The following is an 18,185-nucleotide window of genomic DNA, read 5'->3' on the forward strand; positions in this document are numbered from 1 at the left end:
GGTACAGTGCAGTTAGTTTCCCACCTTGAACGACGCCTATGACCCCACGTAGCATCCATCACGCCGCCATCATCTGCAGCGACTACGCACGTTCAAAGCGCTTCTACACCGAGGTGCTGGGTCTGCGGGTCGTGGCGGAGACTTACCGAGCGGCGCGTGATTCGTGGAAGCTGGATCTGGCGCTGCCGGACGGTGCGCAGATCGAGCTGTTCTCTTTCCCTGGTGCGCCGCCTCGGCCGTCGTGGCCCGAGGCGCAGGGCTTGCGGCACCTGGCGTTCGTGGTAGACAACCTCGACGCGGACTTCGCTGCACTGACGGCTGCCGGCGTGGAGGTGGAGCCGGTGCGGATCGATGAGCTGACCGGTGCGCGCTACACGTTTTTTGCGGACCCGGACGGACTGCCCTTGGAGCTGGTTGAGCCCCGCCAGGGGTGATCGAGGCCAAGGGCGCGCCAATGGTGACCGCGCCTAGAGGCGGACGCGCAATTCCCCCGCGGCGTCGCGGAACAGTTGTGCGTCGCCGAAGCGGGCGCGTACCGGATTCGGTGGCGACGAATCGCTCAGCGTTTGCGTGCCGGTGTTGCGCCGTGGTGGCGTGACGGCGAGCGAGGCGGGGTCGATGGTGTGTCCGTGGCGTGCTGCGATTGCAGCAAGGGCCACCACGCGCAGGCCCTCGGCATCGGCGGCGGCACGTAGTTCGGCAAGCAGCGCGGCGTCCGAGCGGGCGATCCGCAGGAATGTGCTGAGCGCTTCGGTACTCATCGATGTCCTCCCGAGTGAAGCGGTACGGTCAACGCAAGTCTAGTCGCCCGGATGCTGCATCGGTGTGACCTGTGCGCGCCAGTATGGCGGCAGATCAATTTCCCGCCACCAGTCAGCCGAGGTGTCCTTGGGGCTTGTGTTGCCAGGGTGGATGCGGCAGAGGCACAGCTTCGGATCGTCGGCCGCCATGACCTCGTTGTCGGCTGCGGCCCACACGAAGGCGTTGTCCTCACCGACGGTGCGGGCTTCAAACGGGTGTCGCTGCCAGTAGTCGCGGCGGTAGGCCAAGGTCGCGCCGCACACCCAGGGATCGGCGTCTTCGTGGCGGTAGAGCCAGCAGCGACCGGTGGCGGGCTCGTGAAATACCACGCTGCGGGATCCATGGATCGCGCGCTTGCTCGTTTTAAGCGCGGCTACCTGGCGCCGGATACGATCCGGCGCTTGCAGGTCGTCATCGTCCCAGTGCAGCAGGATCTGGCCGCGCGCGGCATCACAGGCGAGGTTGCGTTTGGTGCCCAGCGGCAGCCCCGCGGGGCACGGTTGGTGGCGCACGCGGCCGCTTGCCAGCGCGGGCGCGAGCGACGCGGGCAGCCCGTCTTCACTGACGATCAGGAGCTCCGCGTCGCCAAAGTCCTGCGACAGAAAACCTGCAACCGCCGCCGGCAGCCAGGTGTGCCGCGCGAAGGTCGGCATCAGGCAAGTGACGAGGGGGCGCAGCGGCATTGCGTGTCTTCAGGCCGCGAGGGCGGTCGCCAGTGCATCGAACACGATGCGCATGCGCGGCGTGGCACGCAGTTCGCGGTGCGCCGTCAGCCAGACGGGCAGCGGCGGTACTGCGAATTCGGGCAGCAAGCGCACCAGTTCAGGGTCACGTGCCGCGACGCGTTGCATCGTGATGCCAATGCCCAGCCCGGCGCGCACGGCTTCCCATCCGACGATCTGGTTGTCGCAACGGAAGGCGAAGAAGTGCCGATCAATGGCGAAACCGGCGGCGCGGAAGCCGTCGATCAACTGGGGTGACTGATCCAGGCCGACCCAGTCGTGATCGGCCAGCGTGTTCGGTGTGACGGGCGGCCGGCCGGCGAGATAGTCGGCGTGCGCGTAGAAGCCGAGCGGGTAGTCGGCGACATGGCGGGTCACGAGGCTGCCCTGTTCGGGCCGCACCATGCGAATCGCGATGTCGGCCTCGCGCGCGAGCAGGTTATCGATGCGGTTGGAGGCAACCAGTTCGATCTCGATCTCGGGATGCGCCGTGCGCAGTTGCGCAAGCACCGGCGGCAGGACATAGGCCGACATCATCTCGCTGGCGGTGAGCCGTACGGTACCTGCGAGCGTCTGCGCCCGGCCCGCCACGGCCAGCGATAGCGCCTGCGCGGCCGCCTGCATGCGGCGCGCAGGCTCGACCAGCGCCTCACCGGCTTCGGTGAGGCTCAGGCCGCGGGTGGTGCGCTCGAACAGCGCAGCACCTGTCTGGGCTTCAAGTGCTGCGATCTGGCGCGATAGCGTCGGCTGGCTGGTGTTCAACTGAGTCGCCGCGCGCGTCAGCGAACCTGCCTCCACCACGGCCAGAAAGGCGCGGACCAAGTCCCAGTCTGGCATTGGCGCGGCAGCGGCCATGCTATTCATTGGTGAATGACTGTCTTTCATTGATGCGCATTCTTTTGCATTTGGTGCCGCAGCACAATGGGGCCACATCGAACCGATGCAGTGGAGAACAGATCATGCGAGAAACGGTGCTTGTACTTGGGGCAAATGGGCGAATCGGGCGCGCCTTGGTCGAGGCCTTTTCTGCGGCGGGTTGGCTGGTGCGTGCGCAGATGCGCCGCGAACCCACGACTCCGTTGCCGGCGGGCGTCAGCGCGGTGATCTGCGATGCGCTGGATACGGCCGCGCTGATCGAGGCCGCGCAAGGCGCTGACGTTCTCATCAACGCGCTGAACCCCGACTACACGCGCTGGGACACGCTTGTACCGCCGCTCGCTGCCAGCGTGCTGGCCGTTGCGCGCGCAAGTGGCGCCACGCTGATGCTGCCGGGCAATGTGTATAACTTCGGCGCCGAGTTGCCGCCGGTGCTGACCGAAGCGACGCCGGAAGTGGCGAATACCGACAAGGCGCGGATACGTATCGCGCTGGAGCAACAGATGCGCGCTGCGGCAGAGGAGGGGGTGCGCAGTATCGTGATCCGCGCCGGTGACTTCTTCGGCGGTGGCCCTGGCTCGTGGTTCGATCTGGTTATTGCGAAGGATGTCGGCAAAGGGCGTGTGACCTTGCCGGGGCCTGCCGACCTGCCCCATGCCTGGGCGTACCTGCCTGATCTGGCGCGGGTGTTTGTCGCGGTGGCCGCGCGGCGGGCTCAACTTGCGCCCTTCGAAACCCTGCACTACGCAGGCGAAACCTTGACCGGTGCGGAGCTGCATCGGGCGATCGAAGAGGTATGCGGGCGGTCGTTGAAGCGAGCGCAGCTACCGTGGTGGGCGCTGCGTCTGGCATCGCCCTTCGTGCCGATATTCCGGGCCTTGTTCGCGATGCGCTACCTGTGGCTGAGGCCGCACCGGCTGGATGACGCGCGCTTGCGCCAACTGATCGGCACCTTGCCGCACACGCCGCTGCATCGCGCCCTGTCGACCGCGCTTGCGCCGATGCTCGGGCGGCCTGATTCGTCGCCGGCTCCGGCGTGATATCGGGGGCGTGCGGCGAGGAGGCGTGTCACCGTGCTGACGACGGCTGGGATTCCACCGGCGAGTCGGTGTTGTTGCCGGTACCCGGGCGGCGAGTTGCCTGACCGACCGCTGCATTCAGCGCTGCGTTGACGATCGCGTCGCAATCGGTGCCGCCGGCTTTTTCGCAGGCGTCCATCATTTGCTGCCGGGATGCGGAGGTGACCGGAGGCCCCCCCGCTTCGGCTGCAGGCGCTTCGCTGGATTCCTGCGCGCGCGGTAGCCCGCCGAGAGGCTTGGGCGTATAGGCGGGGACCGTTGAGATCGTCGCGTTGACCCGCTCGGCCTTCACGCCCGGCGGGGGTTGGTTGCCATATTGCCAGCGCCCTTTTTCGTCACGCCACTTGAATACGTCGTTCCCTGCATGCGACGGGGTCGCTGCGATGAGCAGCGGCAGCAGCAAGAGCGCACGCAGTCGAGCATTCATGATCGTGATTCCCGGATTCATGACATCAGTGTAGCCCGCGTTCGATCGAGCGCGCACGCGCCCTCGTTAGTCCGCGACCGAAGGTAAGGCCGCCGGGGCCTCAGCGCGCCGCGGGCAACAGGGATTCGTAGAGTGCGAGATATTGCCGCGCGGCAAGCTCCCAACCGAAGTGACGCTGCATGCCGGCACGCTGCAGCTGCCGCCAGCGCAGTTGGTCGCGGTGAAGATCCAGCGCGCGGCGTACGCAGGCGAGCAGGGCTTCGCCGCTGGCGTAGTCGAACGCGAAGCCGGTCGCGCTGCCGTCCTTCAGGGTTTCCTCCGTCGCGTCGACCACCGTGTCGGCAAGACCGCCGGTGCGCCGCACGATGGGTGGCGTGCCATAGCGCAAGCTGTACATCTGGTTGAGCCCGCAGGGTTCGAAACGCGACGGCATCAGGAAGATGTCCGCGCCCGCTTCGATACGGTGGGCCAGGCGCTCGTTGTAGCCCACGGTGACGGACACGCGGCCCGGATGGCGAGCGGCAAAGGCTTCGAACGCGGCTTCGAGTGGCTTTTCGCCGGACCCAAGTACCACCACCTGCGCGCCCATGGCGACCAGCGCGTCGCCCTCTTCGACCAGCAGGTCCGAGCCCTTCTGATGGCCCATGCGGCTGACGACGCCCAGCAGGGGGCTGGTGCCGGGGGCGAGCCCGAGTTCGCGTCTCAGGGCGACCGTGTTGGCAGCCTTCTTGTCGAGGCTGTCGGCGTCGTAGCGTGCCTCGATCAGCCGATCGGTCGCCGGATTCCACTGGTTCTCGTCGATGCCGTTGAGGATGCCCTGCAGGCGTGCCTTGCGGTAGCGCAACAGGCCGTCGAGCCCGCAGCCGTAGTCGGTCGTCTGGATCTCGGCGGCGTAGGTCGGGCTTACCGTCGTGATGCGGTCACACAGTTGCAGGCCGGCCTTGAGGAAGGAGAGCTTGCCGTGGAATTCAATGCCGTCGAAGCGGAAGCCGCGCCGCGGCAGTCCCAGGTCTCCGATGGCGGATTCGGGAAACTGGCCGTGGAAAGCCAGGTTGTGCACCGTGACCACGCTCGGCGTGTCGCCGCCCAGGTAGTGCTGGTAGGCGGGGGTCAGCGCGGTATGCCAGTCGTTGCAGTGAAGCACATCGACCGGCCAACCGGTGTCTTTGCCATTTTCGGCGAGCCAGCTCGCGATGCGCGAGAGCAGGCCGAAGCGCCAGACGTTGTCGTGCCATTCCTTGCCGTCTGCATCCACATACGGGTTGCCGGCGCGTTCGAAACGGCTCGGGCAATCGAGCAACCACAGGGTGACGCCGGGTGCGATCTCGCCCGCATCCAGCACGCGGGACTCGGGCAGGCGCACCGCGAGGCCGGGAATCCGCACGAACTCCCTGGCGTTCGGGAAGGCCTCGGCCATTGCCGGATAGCGCGGGACGAGCACGCGCACTTTGCAGCCCGCCTGCGCAAGCGCAGGCGGTAGCGCTGCGGCAACGTCGCCCAGCCCCCCGGTTTTTACCCAGGGGGCAATCTCCGCGCTGGCGAAGAGGACGTGGATTGGTTGCCGCTTCTTCTTCATCGAATCAGATTCATCTTCTGTCCGAGCATGGCCGGTGTGACCAGCGTGATGCCGGATTCGGTGACATGGAAGCGTTTGCGGTCCTGCACCGGGTCGACGCCGATCTGCGTGCCTTCCGGTATCACGCAGCGCTTGTCGAGCACGCACTTCTTCAACACGCAGTGGCGACCGATGTCCACGTTGGGCAGGATCACGCAATCCTCGATTAGGGAGTAGCTGTTCACCCGCACACCAGAGAACAACATCGTTCGCCGGATGGTCGAGCCGCTGATGATGCAGCCGCCCGAGACCATCGAATCGACGGCTGCGCCGCGTCGGTCGTCGTCATCGAAGACGAACTTGGCGGGCGGGCTTTGCGGCTGCCAGGTCCAGATCGGCCAGTCTTCGTCGTACAGGTTCAGTTGCGGGATCACCTGCACCAGATCCATGTTGGCTTCCCAGTACGCGTCGAGCGTACCGACGTCGCGCCAGTAGGCGGGCTTGCCCGGATCGCCGACGCAACTTTCGGCAAAGCTGTGCGCGAAGGTGCGATAGCGCTTCACGCAATGCGGGATCACATCCTTGCCGAAGTCGTGGGTGGACTTCGGATCGTCCGCGTCGCGCAGCAGCTGTTCGAACAGGAAGCGCGCGTTGAACACATAGATGCCCATGCTGGCCAGCGCGACGTCCGGTTTGCCAGGCATCGGCTGCGGATTGGCGGGCTTCTCGGCGAAGTCGACGATGCGATTGTTGTCGTCCACCGACATCACGCCGAAGCCCTTGGCCTCCTCGATCGGCACTTCGATGCAGGCTACGGTCAGATCCGCCTTCGACTCCGCGTGCGCGGCAAGCATGCGGCCGTAGTCCATGCGGTAGATGTGATCGCCCGACAGCACCAGCACGTATTCCGGATTCGCATGGCGGATCTCGTGCAGGTTCTGGAACACCGCGTCGGCGGTGCCCTGATACCACTGCGATTCATCCACCTGTTGCTGCGCCGGCATGATCTCGATGAACTCGCCGAGGCGGCCGTCGAGGAAGCTCCAGGCGAGCTGCAGATGCCGGATCAGGCTTTGGGCCTTGTACTGTGTTGCCACCCCGACGCGGCGGATGCCCGAGTTCACGCAATTGGACAACGTGAAATCGATGATGCGGAACTTGCCCCCGAAAGGTACCGCGGGCTTCGAACGCCAGTCGGTCAGTTGCTTGAGCCGGCTACCGCGACCACCGGCCAATACGATGGCGAAGGTGTTGCGAGTGAGCTGGCTGACAAAGCGTGGTTCGCGAGCGCTGCGTCCGCCCGCCGTCGATGCTTGATCGGCTGCCATGATGTCCCCCGTTGAGATGTGTGAACCCGGATTGCTCCGCTGCGGTCCCCCGACCGCCTCGGCACCCGGACTTTTTCAGGCTGGTGTTGCCAGCGTGTGATAAAGCAAGCCGGATGCCGCGTGCTGTTCAAGCGGAATCTTGCGCTTTTCTGAATTAAGTATCACCGCCGCTGCCAGGGCCGCAATGGCGGCGCGGCGGGCTGTTGCGCCAGATCAGGTGCGCGCCCACCATCGGCGCATTGTGCACCTGCAGCGCACCAGCTCGGGGCGGCCGGCGCCAAGTGCGCAAGCCCGACATGGGGCGTGTTGCGCTTGCGATGTTCCAGAGCGCGCAGCAACCCGGCCTCGAAATGTGCTGCAGTGCATGATTGGCACCATACGGTACGGTATGGTGTAATGCGCCGCATCGGGGGCTGAGATCCAGCTTCGCAACGTATGTAAGGAATCGCGCCATGACCGTCGCCAATCCCTATCCGCACCTGCTCGCACCGCTTGATCTGGGCTTCACCACGCTGCGTAACCGCACGCTGATGGGTTCGATGCATACCGGGCTGGAAGAGGCCAAGGATGGCGCCGACCGCATGGCCGCCTTCTACGCGGAGCGCGCCAAGGGTGGTGTCGGCTTGATCGTGACGGGTGGCATCGCGCCGAACCTGCAAGGCCGTGCCTACCCCTCGGCCGCGCAGTTGTCCTGGCCCTGGCAGGTCGGCCACCACAAACCGGTGACCGATGCAGTGCATGAAGCCGGCGGCAAGATCGCGATGCAGATTCTGCATACCGGCCGCTATGCCTATCACCCGCTAGCGGTGTCGGCCTCACGCATCAAGTCGCCGATCAGCCCGTTCAAGCCGTGGGAGCTGGGCCGCTTCGGCATCGCCAAGACGATCCGCGACTTTGCCAACTGCGCGGCGCTCGCGCGCAAGGCCGGCTACGACGGCGTCGAGGTGATGGGCAGCGAGGGCTACCTGATCAACCAGTTCATCGCCTCCTGCACCAACCACCGCACCGATGCCTGGGGCGGCGATTTCAAGAACCGCATCCGCTTCCCGATCGAAGTCGTGAAGGCGGTGCGCAAGGCAGTCGGCCCCGACTTCATCATCATCTATCGCCTCTCGATGCTCGATCTGGTCGAGGGCGGCAGCACCTGGCCGGAGGTGGTCGAGCTGGCTCAGGCGATCGAAGACGCTGGCGCGACGATCATCAACACCGGCATCGGCTGGCATGAGGCCCGCGTGCCGACGATCGCCACCAGCGTGCCGCGTGCCGCCTTCGCCTGGGTGACCAAGCGCCTGAAGGATGCGAACGTGGTGAAGATTCCGCTCATCACCACCAACCGCATCAACACGCCGGAAGTCGCGGAGCAGGTGCTGGCTGACGGCTGCGCCGACATGGTGTCGATGGCGCGCCCCTTCCTCGCCGATCCGGCCTTCGTGAACAAGGCGAAGGCGAACAAGGCCGACGAGATCAACACTTGTATCGGGTGCAACCAGGCCTGCCTGGACCATGTGTTCGAACAGAAGCTCGCCTCGTGTCTCGTGAACCCGGTCGCGGGCCGCGAGACGGAGCTCAAGTTCATTCCGACGGCCAGGAAGAAGACCGTTGCCGTCGTCGGTGCCGGCCCGGCTGGCATGGCCACCGCGATGTACACGGCCCAGCGCGGCCATGCGGTGACGCTGTTCGACGCGCAGGAAGAACTCGGCGGCCAGCTCAACATCGCCAAGCAGGTGCCCGGCAAGGAAGAGTTCTACGAGACGATCCGCTACTTCAAGCGCCAGCTCGAAAACGCCAAGGTCGATCTGAAGCTCGGCAAGCGGGTCGAAGCCGCAGAGCTGAAGGGGTTCGACGAGGTGGTCATCGCCACCGGCATCCAGCCGCGCGGTCTGTCGGTGCCCGGTGGCGATCACCCGAAAGTGCTTTCGTATATCGACGTGCTGCGCGACAAGAAGCCGGTTGGCAAGCGCGTGGCGGTGGTGGGTGCGGGTGGTATCGGATTCGACGTGGCGGAGTTCCTCACGCACGAAGGTCACTCGCTGGCGCTGGATCTCGACGGCTGGCTCAAGGAGTGGGGCGTCGACCCGACGTACGAACGCGGCGGCGCGCTCGCGAAGCCGCAACCCGCACCGAGCCCGCGCGAAGTCGTGATGCTCCAGCGCAAGACGAGCAAGATGGGTGCAGGCCTCGGCAAGACCACTGGCTGGATTCATCGCGCGGCGCTGAAGAACAAGCGCGTGCAGATGATGACCGGTGTCGAGTACCTGAAGGTGGATGACGCAGGTCTGCACATCCGCGTTGGCGACAAGGAGCAAGTGCTGCCGGTCGACAACGTGGTGGTGTGTGCCGGGCAAACGCCGCTGCGCAAGCTGGCCGACGAGCTTGCCGCAATGGGCAAGACCGCCCATGTGATCGGCGGCGCGGATGTGGCTGCCGAGCTGGATGCCAAGCGGGCGATCCGCCAGGGTGCCGAACTGGCCGCATCGCTTTGAGCGGAGGTCGCATGAGCGCAAAACCAAACCGCCTCGCCCGCACACTGGCCAAGCTCGATTCGCTACCCGCCTTCCTGCGCCCCGCGGCACGTAACCTTGCGCTGCGCCGCGCGGTGCCCTTCACCGGCACGGCGCGCCTGGACTACGTCGAGATGTCGCCGACGCGGGTCGAGATCGCGATTGCGAATCGCCGCCCGGTGCAGAACCACATCCAGGGCGTACACGCGGCGGCAACGACCTTGCTGGCAGAGACCGCTACCGGCATGGTGGTTGGCATGAACGTGCGCGACGACTGCCTGCCGCTCGCGAAGTCACTCACCGTGCATTTTCGCAAGCGCGCCACCGGTAGTCTGCGCGCGGTTGCCACGCTGACGCCCGAGCAGCGGCAACTGATGCAGGACACCGACAAGGGCGAGGTCAGCGTCGCGGTCACCGTGACCGACGAGGCCGGCGAGCACCCGGTCGAGTGTGAATTCATCTGGGCCTGGATTCCAAGTCACCGACCCAAGCACTGACCGCCGCAGATCTGCGCTTGAGCAGAATCTGATCCAGCGCTGCCCTAGCCGGCGCGGAGCCGATACCATGCGTGCATTTCGTGTCACGCATGGAGTGCTTCATGGAATTTCAATCGCGGAGTCGCGTTCCGTTGGTGGTGTTGGCGGTGCTCCTGCTCGGGGCGGTCATCTTTGGTCTCGCCGGCACGATCGGTTCCGGCAACGTCGGTGTGCGCACCACGCTAGGGGTGATCTCCTCCGAGGCGGTGACCCCCGGCGTCTATCTGAAATGGCCCTTCATCTCGAGCATTTCAGAATTCAGCGCAAAAGAAGTCGCGATTGATCTGCAGGACCTGACGCCCAAGGCCAAGGACAACCTGAGCCTGCGCGACATGGATGTGAGCGTCTACTATAAGGTCGCCGATTCGCAGATCCCGGCCCTGCAGGTGAAGTACGCCGGCCAGTCGGTGCGCGATGAGCACTCGGGCATCTGGTTGCCGGCGCAGGGTGTGGTGATGCGCATCGTGCGCAATGCCGTGTATGAAGAAGTTGCCCGCGTTGACTCCCTGGTGATGCATACCAAGCGCGACGAGATGGCCGCATCGATCCGGCGCAATGTTCAGGCAGAACTGGATCGCAACGATCCGCATGTCTTCACCGTGACGCGTGTCGTGATCCGCGCAGTGGTGACGGACCCGTCGATCGAGGAATCGATTCGCGCCGCGGTGGCGAACCAGAAGAAGCTCGAAGCGATGACGATCCAGACCGAAATCGCCAAGAAGCAGGCGGAGATCCGCGTCACCGAAGCCGAGGGCATCGCCCGCGCCAACAAGATCATCGCCGACAGCCTCACCCGCGAATACCTGCAGCACGAAGCCAATCAGGCGCTGCAGACCTTCGCCGAGAAGGGCAACACCAATACCGTCGTTGTGCCGGCCAACATGACGTCGGCACCGTTGATCAACATCCCGGCGCACACTGGCAAATGACGCGGCGCTTGGGTTGCAGTGGCTTGCTGGCCGCGTTTGCGCTGAGCCTGCTCGCGACCTCGGCGCAGGCTACCGACGAGGTGCGCTGCCATGTCAGCTACGGTGGAGAGACCCGGCTGCTGCGCGCCAATGCGGTCAGCTCTTCCTACGAAGTCGCGCCGGTTTCGATCGGCTCGTACTTCTTGTTCCGCATCGTATTCGAGCGCCCGCCGGCGCAGAGCGCATCCGTGAAGCTGTACACCTATGCTGACCGCGACGACGCTGCGGTGCCGATACATGTGGCGGAATTCCCCTTGCCGCCCGCGAGCGGCGGGCGCTTCGGCTTCACCGGCATGCAGCGGGTGTATGAGCCGGTGCGCGACGGCGAGCTTGAATACTGGTGCGAGTTTGGCAAGAAGAGGGCAGCACAATGAGCGCGACGAAGATGGTTGTGGCGGCGCTGTCGGTGCTTGCACTGGTCGCGCCGGCGAAGGCGGATACGCTTCGCCTGATGTTCGTCGGCGACATCATGCTGGACGATGGTCCGGGTAAGACGATTGCCGCCGGCGGTGATCCGCTGGCCGAGTTCGATGCGCTGCTGCGCGGCGCCGACTTCACGATCGGCAACCTGGAGTGTCCGGTCGCGACCACTGGCAAGGCGCTCGACAACAAGCCCTGGACCTTTCGCGCCGATCCGTCCGTGATGCGCGTGTTGAAAGGCCGCTTCGATGCACTTGGGGTTGCCAACAACCATTCGGGCGATTACGGCCGTGAGGCGTTCGTCGAAACCCTCAAGCATGTGCGCGCGGCGGGTATCGCGAGTTTTGGTGGCGGCGCCAATCTGGTCGAGGCCCACGCGCCGTTGTGGATTGAGCGGAAGGGCCTGCGCATCGCGGTGCTGGCCTACAACGAATTCAAGCCGCGCAGTTTCGAGGCGGGTGCGAAGTGGCCTGGCATTGCGTGGAGCGAGGATAGCCAGGTCGTTGCGGACATCAAGAATGCGCGCAAGGCGGGGGCGGATCTGGTGATCCCCTTTATGCACTGGGGCTGGGAGCACGAGCCTGAGCCCGGTCCACGCCAGGTTGAACTTGCGCACCGGATGATCGACGCGGGCGCAGATGTGGTCGTGGGTGGGCATCCGCATGTCACGCAGGGTGCGAGCCTTTACCGGGGCAAGCCGATCATCTGGAGCCTCGGCAACTTCGTCTTCGATGGTTTCAACACGGTCGCGTCGACAACCGGCTGGGTGTTGCGGCTCGATCTCGATCGTCAAGGCGCTTCAGCGTTCAGCGTTGTGGTCGCGCATCAGGATGAGGCGGGTACCGCCCATCTGTCGAAGGACGCAGCGCCGTGCTGGCGGCGTGGCGAGCGCGCGGTAGCCCTCAGCTGCCGTTCGGTGCCACTCTGAACGAAGGATAAGTCCATTCGGCGCGGCAACGTCTGGGGCGTACGTGGGCTTTGGCGCCCGGTGGCCAGTCCGTCGCGTGACTCACATCAACGGCCAAGCTTGGATTGGCTTGCGTTTCCGGCGATTCACAGAAGACAATTGGCTGCGCGCGTCCGTATAAATTGCTGGCGCGGCAGTCCTGTTTCAGATGCCCCCAAACTTTTCGGTGGAGACCCCCCGATGCTTCGGTTTCACAAATCCGCTGCGTTACGCCTTGCCTGCGTGGCTGCACTGCTGCTCATTTCCTTCGGTGCGCGAGCTTCCATGCTCTCACCTGAAATGGAAGACAAGGCCGCAAACTTCCTCGCTTGGTTCGTGCTGATTGCGATGCCGCCAGGTGCAATTGCCCTTTTCTGGCTGGTACACATCCTTCCAGAGAAGGTGGCGCACAAGAAACATCATCCGCAAACCGAAGCGATTACCACGCTGTGCTTGCTCTCGCTCGTCTTTGGCGGACTGTTGTGGCCAATCGCGTGGCTGTGGGCCTATACAAAACCCGTTGGTTACAAGATGGCTTATGGCACCGACAAGCACGACGACTATTTCCGCGAACATGGCGAAAAGCTCGCGACCTCTGTCGGCGATGAGGCTGTTCAGAAAGACATCGCCCATCTCAAGGAAGAGCTCGATCAAATGGCCAAGGTTCGCAAACTGAGCCCGGAACTCGAGGCGATTCGCGTCCAACTGTCGGCGCGTAGCCAGGGAGGGGCGGCCTGATGGAAGCGATCCTCGTAGGCATTTACGCCTTCTTTGTCTGGCTGATCTTTTTCAAGTTCAAGCTGCTGCCGTGGAACACCACCTCGAAGGTCATCGTTGTCACGATTCCGGTGGTGGGCCTGACTTGGTTGATCCTCACCCTTAACGTCATCGCGCCGTCGTCCGCCGATGTGCGCGTCATCAAGTACACCGTGCAAGTGGTGCCGCAAGTGCGTGGCCGTGTCATCGCTGTGCCGGCCGAAGGCAACGTGCACATGAAGAAGGGCGACGTGCTGTTCAAGCTTGACCCGACGCCCTATGAGCAGACGGTCCGCTCCTTCGAGTCGCAACTTGCCTCGGCGATCGCGAATGCGAAGAACCTTGGCGAACAGCTGAAGGCTGCGACCAGCAAGACTGAAGGCATCCGTGCCCAACTCGATCTTGCGCAGAAGCGCGTCGCCGAGTTCACGGAACTGGCGAAAACCGAGGCGGGCACCAAGTTCGACCTTGAACAGGCGCTGGCTAACGTCAAGCAGGTCAAGGCCGAGTTGGCAGCCGCCGAGGCGAGTGAGCGTCAGGTCAAGGAGCAGATCGGTGCTCAGGTGAACGGCGAGCAAGCCCAGGTCGCTGCCATCCGTGCGCAACTCGACAACGCCAAGTGGGAGCTGTCACAGACCACCATGTACGCGCCGGCCGACGGTACCGTCATCAACAACCAGTTGCGCGTTGGCTCCTGGGTGGTGCCGATGCCACTGCAGCCGGCAATGGTGTTCGTCGAGGATGAGCAGCAGATTCTTGCTCTCTATTCACAGAACGAGCTCTACAACGTTGAACCGGGCAACGAAGCCGAGATCGCACTGCCGACCTATCCGGGTGAAGTGATCAAGACCAAGGTGCAGTCGATCGTGTGGGCGCAGGGTCAGGGGCAGCTCCCGATGAGCGGCCAGATCCCGCAAACCGGCGCGCAGCCGCTGCCGCCGGGCCGTTTCGCGGTCAAGCTGGAGCTGGAAGAAAAGCATCGCGACCTGTTCCTCGCGGCCGGTGCCACGGGGCATGGCGCGATCTACACGGAACACCTGAAGCCGGTGCAGATCCTGCGTCGAGTGATCGTGCGGATCAACTCGATCCTGAACTACCTGGTCCTGAAGCTTCACTGAGGAACGGACCATGGCTGATTTCAACCTAAGCCGCGCGGCGTTCGCCGTCGCGCTGGCGCTCGTAGCGGGCGGATGCGCGCTGCAGTCTCCGCCCAAAGGGGCGGATCTGCGCGCGCAGACCTTGCCGAACGCGCCGCTGCCCGAAAGCTGGAAGGCTGGCGCGCCCTCTGGACAATTCGAAGATGGCTGGCTGGCCCGCTTCAATGACCCGCAACTGATTGCACTGGTCAACGAAGCGATCGCCAACAACCCGGATCTGAAGGTCGCTGCGGCCCGCATCGAGCAGGCTAGTGCGATTGTCACTGCCTCCGGCGGCAGCCTCTGGCCCAGCGTGATGGCCTATGGCCGCACCGGCGGCAAGATGTCGGACGGCAGCGGCCTGACCGGCGGTGGTCTCAGCGTCAACTGGGAACTCGACCTGTGGGGGCGGGTGCGTTCGCAACGCGCAGCCGCCACCGCGCAGTACGACAGCACGGTTGCCGATCTGGCCTGGGCGCGTCAGTCGCTCGCGGCTGGTGTGGCGCGTGCCTGGTATCTCGCGATCGAGGCGCAGCAGCAACGCAAGCTGGCAGAGCAATCGATCGCCGCGACGCAAAGCCTGATCAAGCTGGAAGAGACCCGCCAGCGCGTCGGAAATACCGACGGCACGGCGGTGTCGACTGCACGCGAGGCCTTGGCGGCACGGCAGGATTCGCTCGAGCAGCTCAAGTTGGCGGAGACGCAGACCCAGCGCGCGCTGGAGCTCTTGCTGGGCCGCTATCCCGCGGCTGAGTTGGCGGTGGCGGGCAATATGCCTGCGATGCCCGAAGCGGTGCCGGCCGGTTTGCCGTCGCAGTTGCTGGAGCGCCGCCCGGACATCATCTCGGCCGAGCGCAAGGTCGCCGCGAGCTTCTACATGGTCGAAGAGGCCAAGGCTGCGCGGCTGCCGGCAATCAAGCTGACCGCGGGCGTCAACTCGATCGACAGCTCGCTGTTCGTTCTGGCTGACCGCAACAACCCGGTGTGGAGCATGGGGGCCGGCATTGTGGCGCCGCTGTTCACCGGCGGGGCATTGCAGGCGCAGGTCGAGGCGAAGACGGCCGAGCAGAAGGCCGCCGTAGCCGCTTACACCGCGGCCGGGCAACGTGCCTTCGCCGATGTCGAGAACGCGCTGGCTGCCAACGTGACCTTGCAGACGCGTGCCAAGCAGCTTGATGCCCGCGTGCTCGAAAACCGCCGCCAGGTGGAGCTAGCGAACCATCGGCTGCGTGTTGGGTCGATAGACCGTCGTGCGTTGATCAACGAAGAGCTTGGTCTGATCGCCGTGCAGGGCGAACAGCTGCGTGTGCAAAGTGATGCGCGCGTGCAGCGTGTGAATCTGCATCTGGCGCTCGGCGGCGATTTTGCGCCGTCGGCGCCGCTTGCGGCGACAACAAAGTAAGGGCAAACCGCCGCTGCCGGGTAACCGGCGGCGGCGGCCGCCAAACCCGATTGCAGGCCGACGCGGCCGCAGCATCCACGCCGAAGCCGGTCTGCCTCATCCAAAGGAGGTCGTCATGTCCGGCAACAAGAAGAAGCATTCCGCCAAGAAGTCCGAACCGGCCGCGCCGGTTTCGACTGAACCGATGAGCGCCAAGGCTTACGACAAGGAGCTCAAGCGCCTGCATGTCGAGCTGGTCAAGCTGCAGCAGTGGGTGGTGGCGAAGGGGCTGAAGGTCTGCATTGTCTTCGAGGGGCGTGATGGTGCCGGCAAGGGCGGCACCATCAAGGCGATCACCGAACGCGTCAGCCCGCGCGTGTTCCGCGTTGTGGCTCTGCCAGCGCCGACCGAGCGCGAAAAGACCCAGATGTACATCCAGCGCTATATCCCGCACTTTCCGGCGGCCGGCGAGATCGTGATCTTCGACCGCAGCTGGTACAACCGCGCCGGGGTCGAGCGGGTGATGGGTTTTGCGAAGCCGGAACAGGTGAAGAAGTTTCTCGACGTGGTGCCGATGGTTGAGAAGGCCATGGTCGAATCCGGCATCATCCTGCTCAAGTACTGGCTGGAAGTCAGCCCCGAGGAACAGGAGCGCCGCCTGAGCGACCGCATCGACGACGGCCGCAAGGTCTGGAAGCTTTCGCCGATGGATGTGAAGTCCTTCGATAAGTGGGACGACTACACCGTGGCCCGCGACGAGATGTTCGAGAAGACCGATTCGTCCTGGGCGCCGTGGTTTGTCGCGCGTTCTGAGGACAAGAAGAAAGTGCGCCTCAACGTGATCAGCCACCTGCTCGCGCATGTGCCTTACGAAGAGATCCCGGCCGAGAAGGTCAAGCTGCCTAAGCGCAAGATCGGCCGCGTGAAGGCGACCGACTACCCGTTCAAGTACGTGCCGGAAAAGTACTGATCAGGCCGGCCGGAGCTTCGGCACCGGCCGCCTGTTGTGACTTGCAAGAAACCCGCTCAGGCGGGTTTCTTGTTTTGAGCGATGTAACGCTCGATTGCGGTCTGTGCGTTGAAGACCATGCGATCGCGCCCGAGCCGCTCCGCCAGGCCGGAGTGTTGCACCATCGCCAGCGCGTCGGGGTTCAGCCCCGCCAGCCAGAGGGTGATGCCGCGTTCGGCGACGCGTTTGTCGCCATCGGCGAGCATCTGCAGTGCCGAGTATTCGATGTCTGGCACGCGGCTCATGTCCAGCACGATGACCTTAGGTTTGTGTTCCGCGGCCAGTTCGTTGAGCCGATCCCCGACGACCGTCGCATTGAGGAAGAAGATGCGGCCTTCGGGGCGCGCGACCAGCAGCCCCTCGAATCTTTCATCCTCCGGATGCTCGGGCGATAGCGGACGCAACACGTCGGTGCCGGGCTTGCGACCGAGCGCATAGACGTGCGGGCGTGCGGTCTGGCTGGCGAGGCCCACCAGCGAAATGATGATCGCGATCAGGATCCCGTTGAGGGTGCCGAACAGCAGTACGCCAAGCATCGCCGCGCAGGCCCAGCGGAATTCCATGTTGCGGATCTTGCGGATCGCCATGAATTCCTTCGGCTGGATCAAGCCGACCGAATACACGATCACGACCGCCGCGAGCGTCGCATTCGGTAGCAGGCCCAGCATCGGCGCGAGCAGCAGCATCGTCGCGAGTGCCGCACTGGCGGTCACCAGCGAGGCCTTCTGCGATTGCGCACCTGCGGAGCGAACAACCGCCGTTTGCGACGTGCCGCCGCCGGCCGGCATTGCGCCGAGGAAGGCGCCGCCGAGGTTGGCCGCGCCGGTCGCGATCAGCTCACGGTTGGCGTTGATGCGGGGTTCGTCGTTACGCGCAAAGGCGCGCCCCGCTGCGATGCTCTCGGTGAAGCTCATCAGCGCAATACCGGCTGCACCAGGAATCAACTGCGCTACCAAGCTGACATCCGGCAGGGTCAGCGACGGGAAGCCTTGCGGGATCAAGCCGACGATCGACACGCCCATCGCGTTCAAGCCCAGCAGCCAGGATGCCGCGATCCCGCCGCCGACGGCGACCAGCGGCGCCGGCGAATGTGGCCAGAGTTTCTCCATGCCGATCAATACAGCGAGCGTTGCCGCTGCGACCAGCGCGGTCATCATCGACGCGTCCGGCAGGTGCTGTACGACGGTGACCAGATCGTGGAAGAAGTTCTGCTTCGTGATGTGCAGGCCAAGCAGCTTGGGAACCTGATCGAGCACGATGACCAGCCCGATGCCGGCCTTGAAGCCAGTCAGGACCGGCGTGGAAATGAAGTTCGCGACAAAGCCCAGCCGCAACGCGGACGCGAGCATCAGCAGGACGCCGACGAGCGCCGTCAGCGTGGCCGCCGCCGCGATCAGTTTCGTCGGATCACCGTCCGGCACGGCCAGCGCTAGTTCGGTACCGGCGAGGATTGCGAGGGTCGTGGTGGAGCTGACGCTGAGCACCCGCGAGGTGCCAAGCAGCGCATAGATCACCATCGGGACGAGGGCTGTGTACAGGCCGACCGCGACGGGAAGGCCCGCCACCGTGGCGTAGGCCATCGCCTTCGGAAGTACGACCGCGGCCGCAGTGAGGCCGGCGATCACGTCGAATTTCAAGCCTGGGCCGCCGGATGCTGCATTGGCGGTGGAAGGTGGGGCCGCTCCGTGGGACATGCAGGACTCCGTTTGGTTGGCGCAATGGTCGCGCCAGCGGATTATGTCCT

Annotated in this window: 18 protein-coding genes; 11 read left to right on the top strand and 7 right to left on the bottom strand. The window is 64.7% G+C overall.

Features of this window, described 5'->3' with window-relative positions; all coding sequences use genetic code 11:
* The first annotated feature begins 38 nt into the window (after positions 1-38).
* Entirely contained in the window at positions 39-434 is a 396-nt protein-coding gene (locus HH302_RS18160; RefSeq protein WP_172203672.1) for a VOC family protein, read from the top strand.
* A 33-nt stretch (positions 435-467) separates the two neighbouring features.
* Here HH302_RS18160 and HH302_RS18165 read toward each other — a convergent pair whose 3' ends face one another.
* From HH302_RS18165 to HH302_RS18175, 3 genes are read right to left on the bottom strand one after another with little or no spacing between them, the layout of a single operon-like run.
* The gene (locus HH302_RS18165; protein ID WP_172203673.1) at positions 468-761 is read right to left on the bottom strand and encodes a Nif11 family protein; all 294 of its coding nucleotides are present in this window, start codon (positions 759-761) and stop codon (positions 468-470) included.
* A gap of 39 nt (positions 762-800) precedes the next feature.
* A complete protein-coding gene (locus tag HH302_RS18170) occupies positions 801-1,484 on the bottom strand; it encodes a glycosyltransferase family A protein (protein ID WP_172203674.1) in 684 nt (227 codons plus the stop codon).
* Between the two features lie 9 nt (positions 1,485-1,493).
* Positions 1,494-2,378 carry a LysR family transcriptional regulator gene (locus HH302_RS18175; RefSeq protein ID WP_216661973.1) on the bottom strand — a complete coding sequence of 295 codons (885 nt, stop codon included), beginning with the start codon at positions 2,376-2,378 and terminating at the stop codon, positions 1,494-1,496.
* A gap of 104 nt (positions 2,379-2,482) precedes the next feature.
* Between HH302_RS18175 and HH302_RS18180 the strand changes: the two genes are divergently transcribed.
* Entirely contained in the window at positions 2,483-3,439 is a 957-nt protein-coding gene (locus HH302_RS18180) for an NAD-dependent epimerase/dehydratase family protein (RefSeq protein ID WP_216661974.1), read from the top strand.
* Between the two features lie 28 nt (positions 3,440-3,467).
* Here the strand turns inward: HH302_RS18180 and HH302_RS18185 are convergent, their stop codons facing one another.
* Genes HH302_RS18185 through glgC form a run of 3 tightly spaced genes read right to left on the bottom strand, consistent with a single transcriptional unit; the run spans position 3,468 to position 6,788 of the window.
* Positions 3,468-3,962: a DUF4124 domain-containing protein gene (locus tag HH302_RS18185; protein WP_172203676.1), complete on the bottom strand. Its 495-nt coding sequence runs from the start codon at positions 3,960-3,962 to the stop codon at positions 3,468-3,470.
* 43 nt (positions 3,963-4,005) lie between these two features.
* Positions 4,006-5,481 carry a glycogen synthase GlgA gene (gene glgA / locus HH302_RS18190; protein WP_172203677.1) on the bottom strand — a complete coding sequence of 492 codons (1,476 nt, stop codon included), beginning with the start codon at positions 5,479-5,481 and terminating at the stop codon, positions 4,006-4,008.
* The gene (gene glgC, locus HH302_RS18195; RefSeq protein ID WP_172203678.1) at positions 5,478-6,788 is read right to left on the bottom strand and encodes a glucose-1-phosphate adenylyltransferase; all 1,311 of its coding nucleotides are present in this window, start codon (positions 6,786-6,788) and stop codon (positions 5,478-5,480) included. Before glgC ends, glgA begins: the two co-directional genes overlap by 4 nt.
* A gap of 452 nt (positions 6,789-7,240) precedes the next feature.
* Between glgC and HH302_RS18200 the strand changes: the two genes are divergently transcribed.
* From HH302_RS18200 to ppk2, 9 genes are all read left to right on the top strand, one after another.
* Positions 7,241-9,271, top strand: a complete 2,031-nt coding sequence (locus tag HH302_RS18200; protein ID WP_172203679.1) for an NADPH-dependent 2,4-dienoyl-CoA reductase — start codon at positions 7,241-7,243, stop codon at positions 9,269-9,271.
* An 11-nt stretch (positions 9,272-9,282) separates the two neighbouring features.
* A complete protein-coding gene (locus HH302_RS18205) occupies positions 9,283-9,786 on the top strand; it encodes a DUF4442 domain-containing protein (RefSeq protein WP_172203681.1) in 504 nt (167 codons plus the stop codon).
* Between the two features lie 101 nt (positions 9,787-9,887).
* Positions 9,888-10,754 (top strand): SPFH domain-containing protein, encoded by an 867-nt coding sequence (locus HH302_RS18210; protein ID WP_172203683.1) that lies wholly within the window; start codon positions 9,888-9,890, stop codon positions 10,752-10,754.
* Positions 10,751-11,167 carry a hypothetical protein gene (locus tag HH302_RS18215; protein WP_172203685.1) on the top strand — a complete coding sequence of 139 codons (417 nt, stop codon included), beginning with the start codon at positions 10,751-10,753 and terminating at the stop codon, positions 11,165-11,167. The genes HH302_RS18210 and HH302_RS18215 overlap by 4 nt, the downstream gene beginning before the upstream one ends.
* Positions 11,164-12,141, top strand: coding sequence for a CapA family protein (locus tag HH302_RS18220; RefSeq protein WP_253946204.1), 978 nt, complete (start codon positions 11,164-11,166; stop codon positions 12,139-12,141). The genes HH302_RS18215 and HH302_RS18220 overlap by 4 nt, the downstream gene beginning before the upstream one ends.
* Positions 12,142-12,360: 219 nt before the next feature.
* Positions 12,361-12,897, top strand: coding sequence for a DUF3302 domain-containing protein (locus tag HH302_RS18225; RefSeq protein ID WP_216661975.1), 537 nt, complete (start codon positions 12,361-12,363; stop codon positions 12,895-12,897).
* Positions 12,897-14,033 carry an HlyD family secretion protein gene (locus HH302_RS18230; protein WP_172203687.1) on the top strand — a complete coding sequence of 379 codons (1,137 nt, stop codon included), beginning with the start codon at positions 12,897-12,899 and terminating at the stop codon, positions 14,031-14,033. The genes HH302_RS18225 and HH302_RS18230 overlap by 1 nt, the downstream gene beginning before the upstream one ends.
* A gap of 10 nt (positions 14,034-14,043) precedes the next feature.
* Positions 14,044-15,453, top strand: coding sequence for an efflux transporter outer membrane subunit (locus tag HH302_RS18235; RefSeq protein ID WP_172203689.1), 1,410 nt, complete (start codon positions 14,044-14,046; stop codon positions 15,451-15,453).
* A 115-nt stretch (positions 15,454-15,568) separates the two neighbouring features.
* A complete protein-coding gene (ppk2, locus tag HH302_RS18240) occupies positions 15,569-16,402 on the top strand; it encodes a polyphosphate kinase 2 (RefSeq protein WP_172203691.1) in 834 nt (277 codons plus the stop codon).
* A 56-nt stretch (positions 16,403-16,458) separates the two neighbouring features.
* Here the strand turns inward: ppk2 and HH302_RS18245 are convergent, their stop codons facing one another.
* Positions 16,459-18,135, bottom strand: a complete 1,677-nt coding sequence (locus tag HH302_RS18245; RefSeq protein WP_172203693.1) for a SulP family inorganic anion transporter — start codon at positions 18,133-18,135, stop codon at positions 16,459-16,461.
* Between the last annotated feature and the right edge of the window lie 50 nt (positions 18,136-18,185).

The sequence above is a fragment of the Niveibacterium sp. COAC-50 genome (assembly GCF_013184235.1).
GTDB classification, from domain to species: domain Bacteria; phylum Pseudomonadota; class Gammaproteobacteria; order Burkholderiales; family Rhodocyclaceae; genus Niveibacterium; species Niveibacterium microcysteis.

What these genes read in the sequence shown, in the direction of transcription:
- HH302_RS18175 (WP_216661973.1), bottom strand. Translation starts at nt 2,378, where the DNA reads ATGGCCGCTGCCGCGCCAATGCCAGACTGGGACTTGGTCCGCGCCTTT.
- HH302_RS18170 (WP_172203674.1), bottom strand. Translation starts at nt 1,484, where the DNA reads ATGCCGCTGCGCCCCCTCGTCACTTGCCTGATGCCGACCTTCGCGCGG.
- HH302_RS18230 (WP_172203687.1), top strand. Translation starts at nt 12,897, where the DNA reads ATGGAAGCGATCCTCGTAGGCATTTACGCCTTCTTTGTCTGGCTGATC.
- ppk2 (WP_172203691.1), top strand. Translation starts at nt 15,569, where the DNA reads ATGTCCGGCAACAAGAAGAAGCATTCCGCCAAGAAGTCCGAACCGGCC.
- glgA (WP_172203677.1), bottom strand. Translation starts at nt 5,481, where the DNA reads ATGAAGAAGAAGCGGCAACCAATCCACGTCCTCTTCGCCAGCGCGGAG.
- HH302_RS18205 (WP_172203681.1), top strand. Translation starts at nt 9,283, where the DNA reads ATGAGCGCAAAACCAAACCGCCTCGCCCGCACACTGGCCAAGCTCGAT.
- glgC (WP_172203678.1), bottom strand. Translation starts at nt 6,788, where the DNA reads ATGGCAGCCGATCAAGCATCGACGGCGGGCGGACGCAGCGCTCGCGAA.
- HH302_RS18160 (WP_172203672.1), top strand. Translation starts at nt 39, where the DNA reads ATGACCCCACGTAGCATCCATCACGCCGCCATCATCTGCAGCGACTAC.
- HH302_RS18215 (WP_172203685.1), top strand. Translation starts at nt 10,751, where the DNA reads ATGACGCGGCGCTTGGGTTGCAGTGGCTTGCTGGCCGCGTTTGCGCTG.
- HH302_RS18235 (WP_172203689.1), top strand. Translation starts at nt 14,044, where the DNA reads ATGGCTGATTTCAACCTAAGCCGCGCGGCGTTCGCCGTCGCGCTGGCG.
- HH302_RS18180 (WP_216661974.1), top strand. Translation starts at nt 2,483, where the DNA reads ATGCGAGAAACGGTGCTTGTACTTGGGGCAAATGGGCGAATCGGGCGC.
- HH302_RS18210 (WP_172203683.1), top strand. Translation starts at nt 9,888, where the DNA reads ATGGAATTTCAATCGCGGAGTCGCGTTCCGTTGGTGGTGTTGGCGGTG.
- HH302_RS18200 (WP_172203679.1), top strand. Translation starts at nt 7,241, where the DNA reads ATGACCGTCGCCAATCCCTATCCGCACCTGCTCGCACCGCTTGATCTG.
- HH302_RS18225 (WP_216661975.1), top strand. Translation starts at nt 12,361, where the DNA reads ATGCTTCGGTTTCACAAATCCGCTGCGTTACGCCTTGCCTGCGTGGCT.
- HH302_RS18245 (WP_172203693.1), bottom strand. Translation starts at nt 18,135, where the DNA reads ATGTCCCACGGAGCGGCCCCACCTTCCACCGCCAATGCAGCATCCGGC.
- HH302_RS18220 (WP_253946204.1), top strand. Translation starts at nt 11,164, where the DNA reads ATGAGCGCGACGAAGATGGTTGTGGCGGCGCTGTCGGTGCTTGCACTG.
- HH302_RS18165 (WP_172203673.1), bottom strand. Translation starts at nt 761, where the DNA reads ATGAGTACCGAAGCGCTCAGCACATTCCTGCGGATCGCCCGCTCGGAC.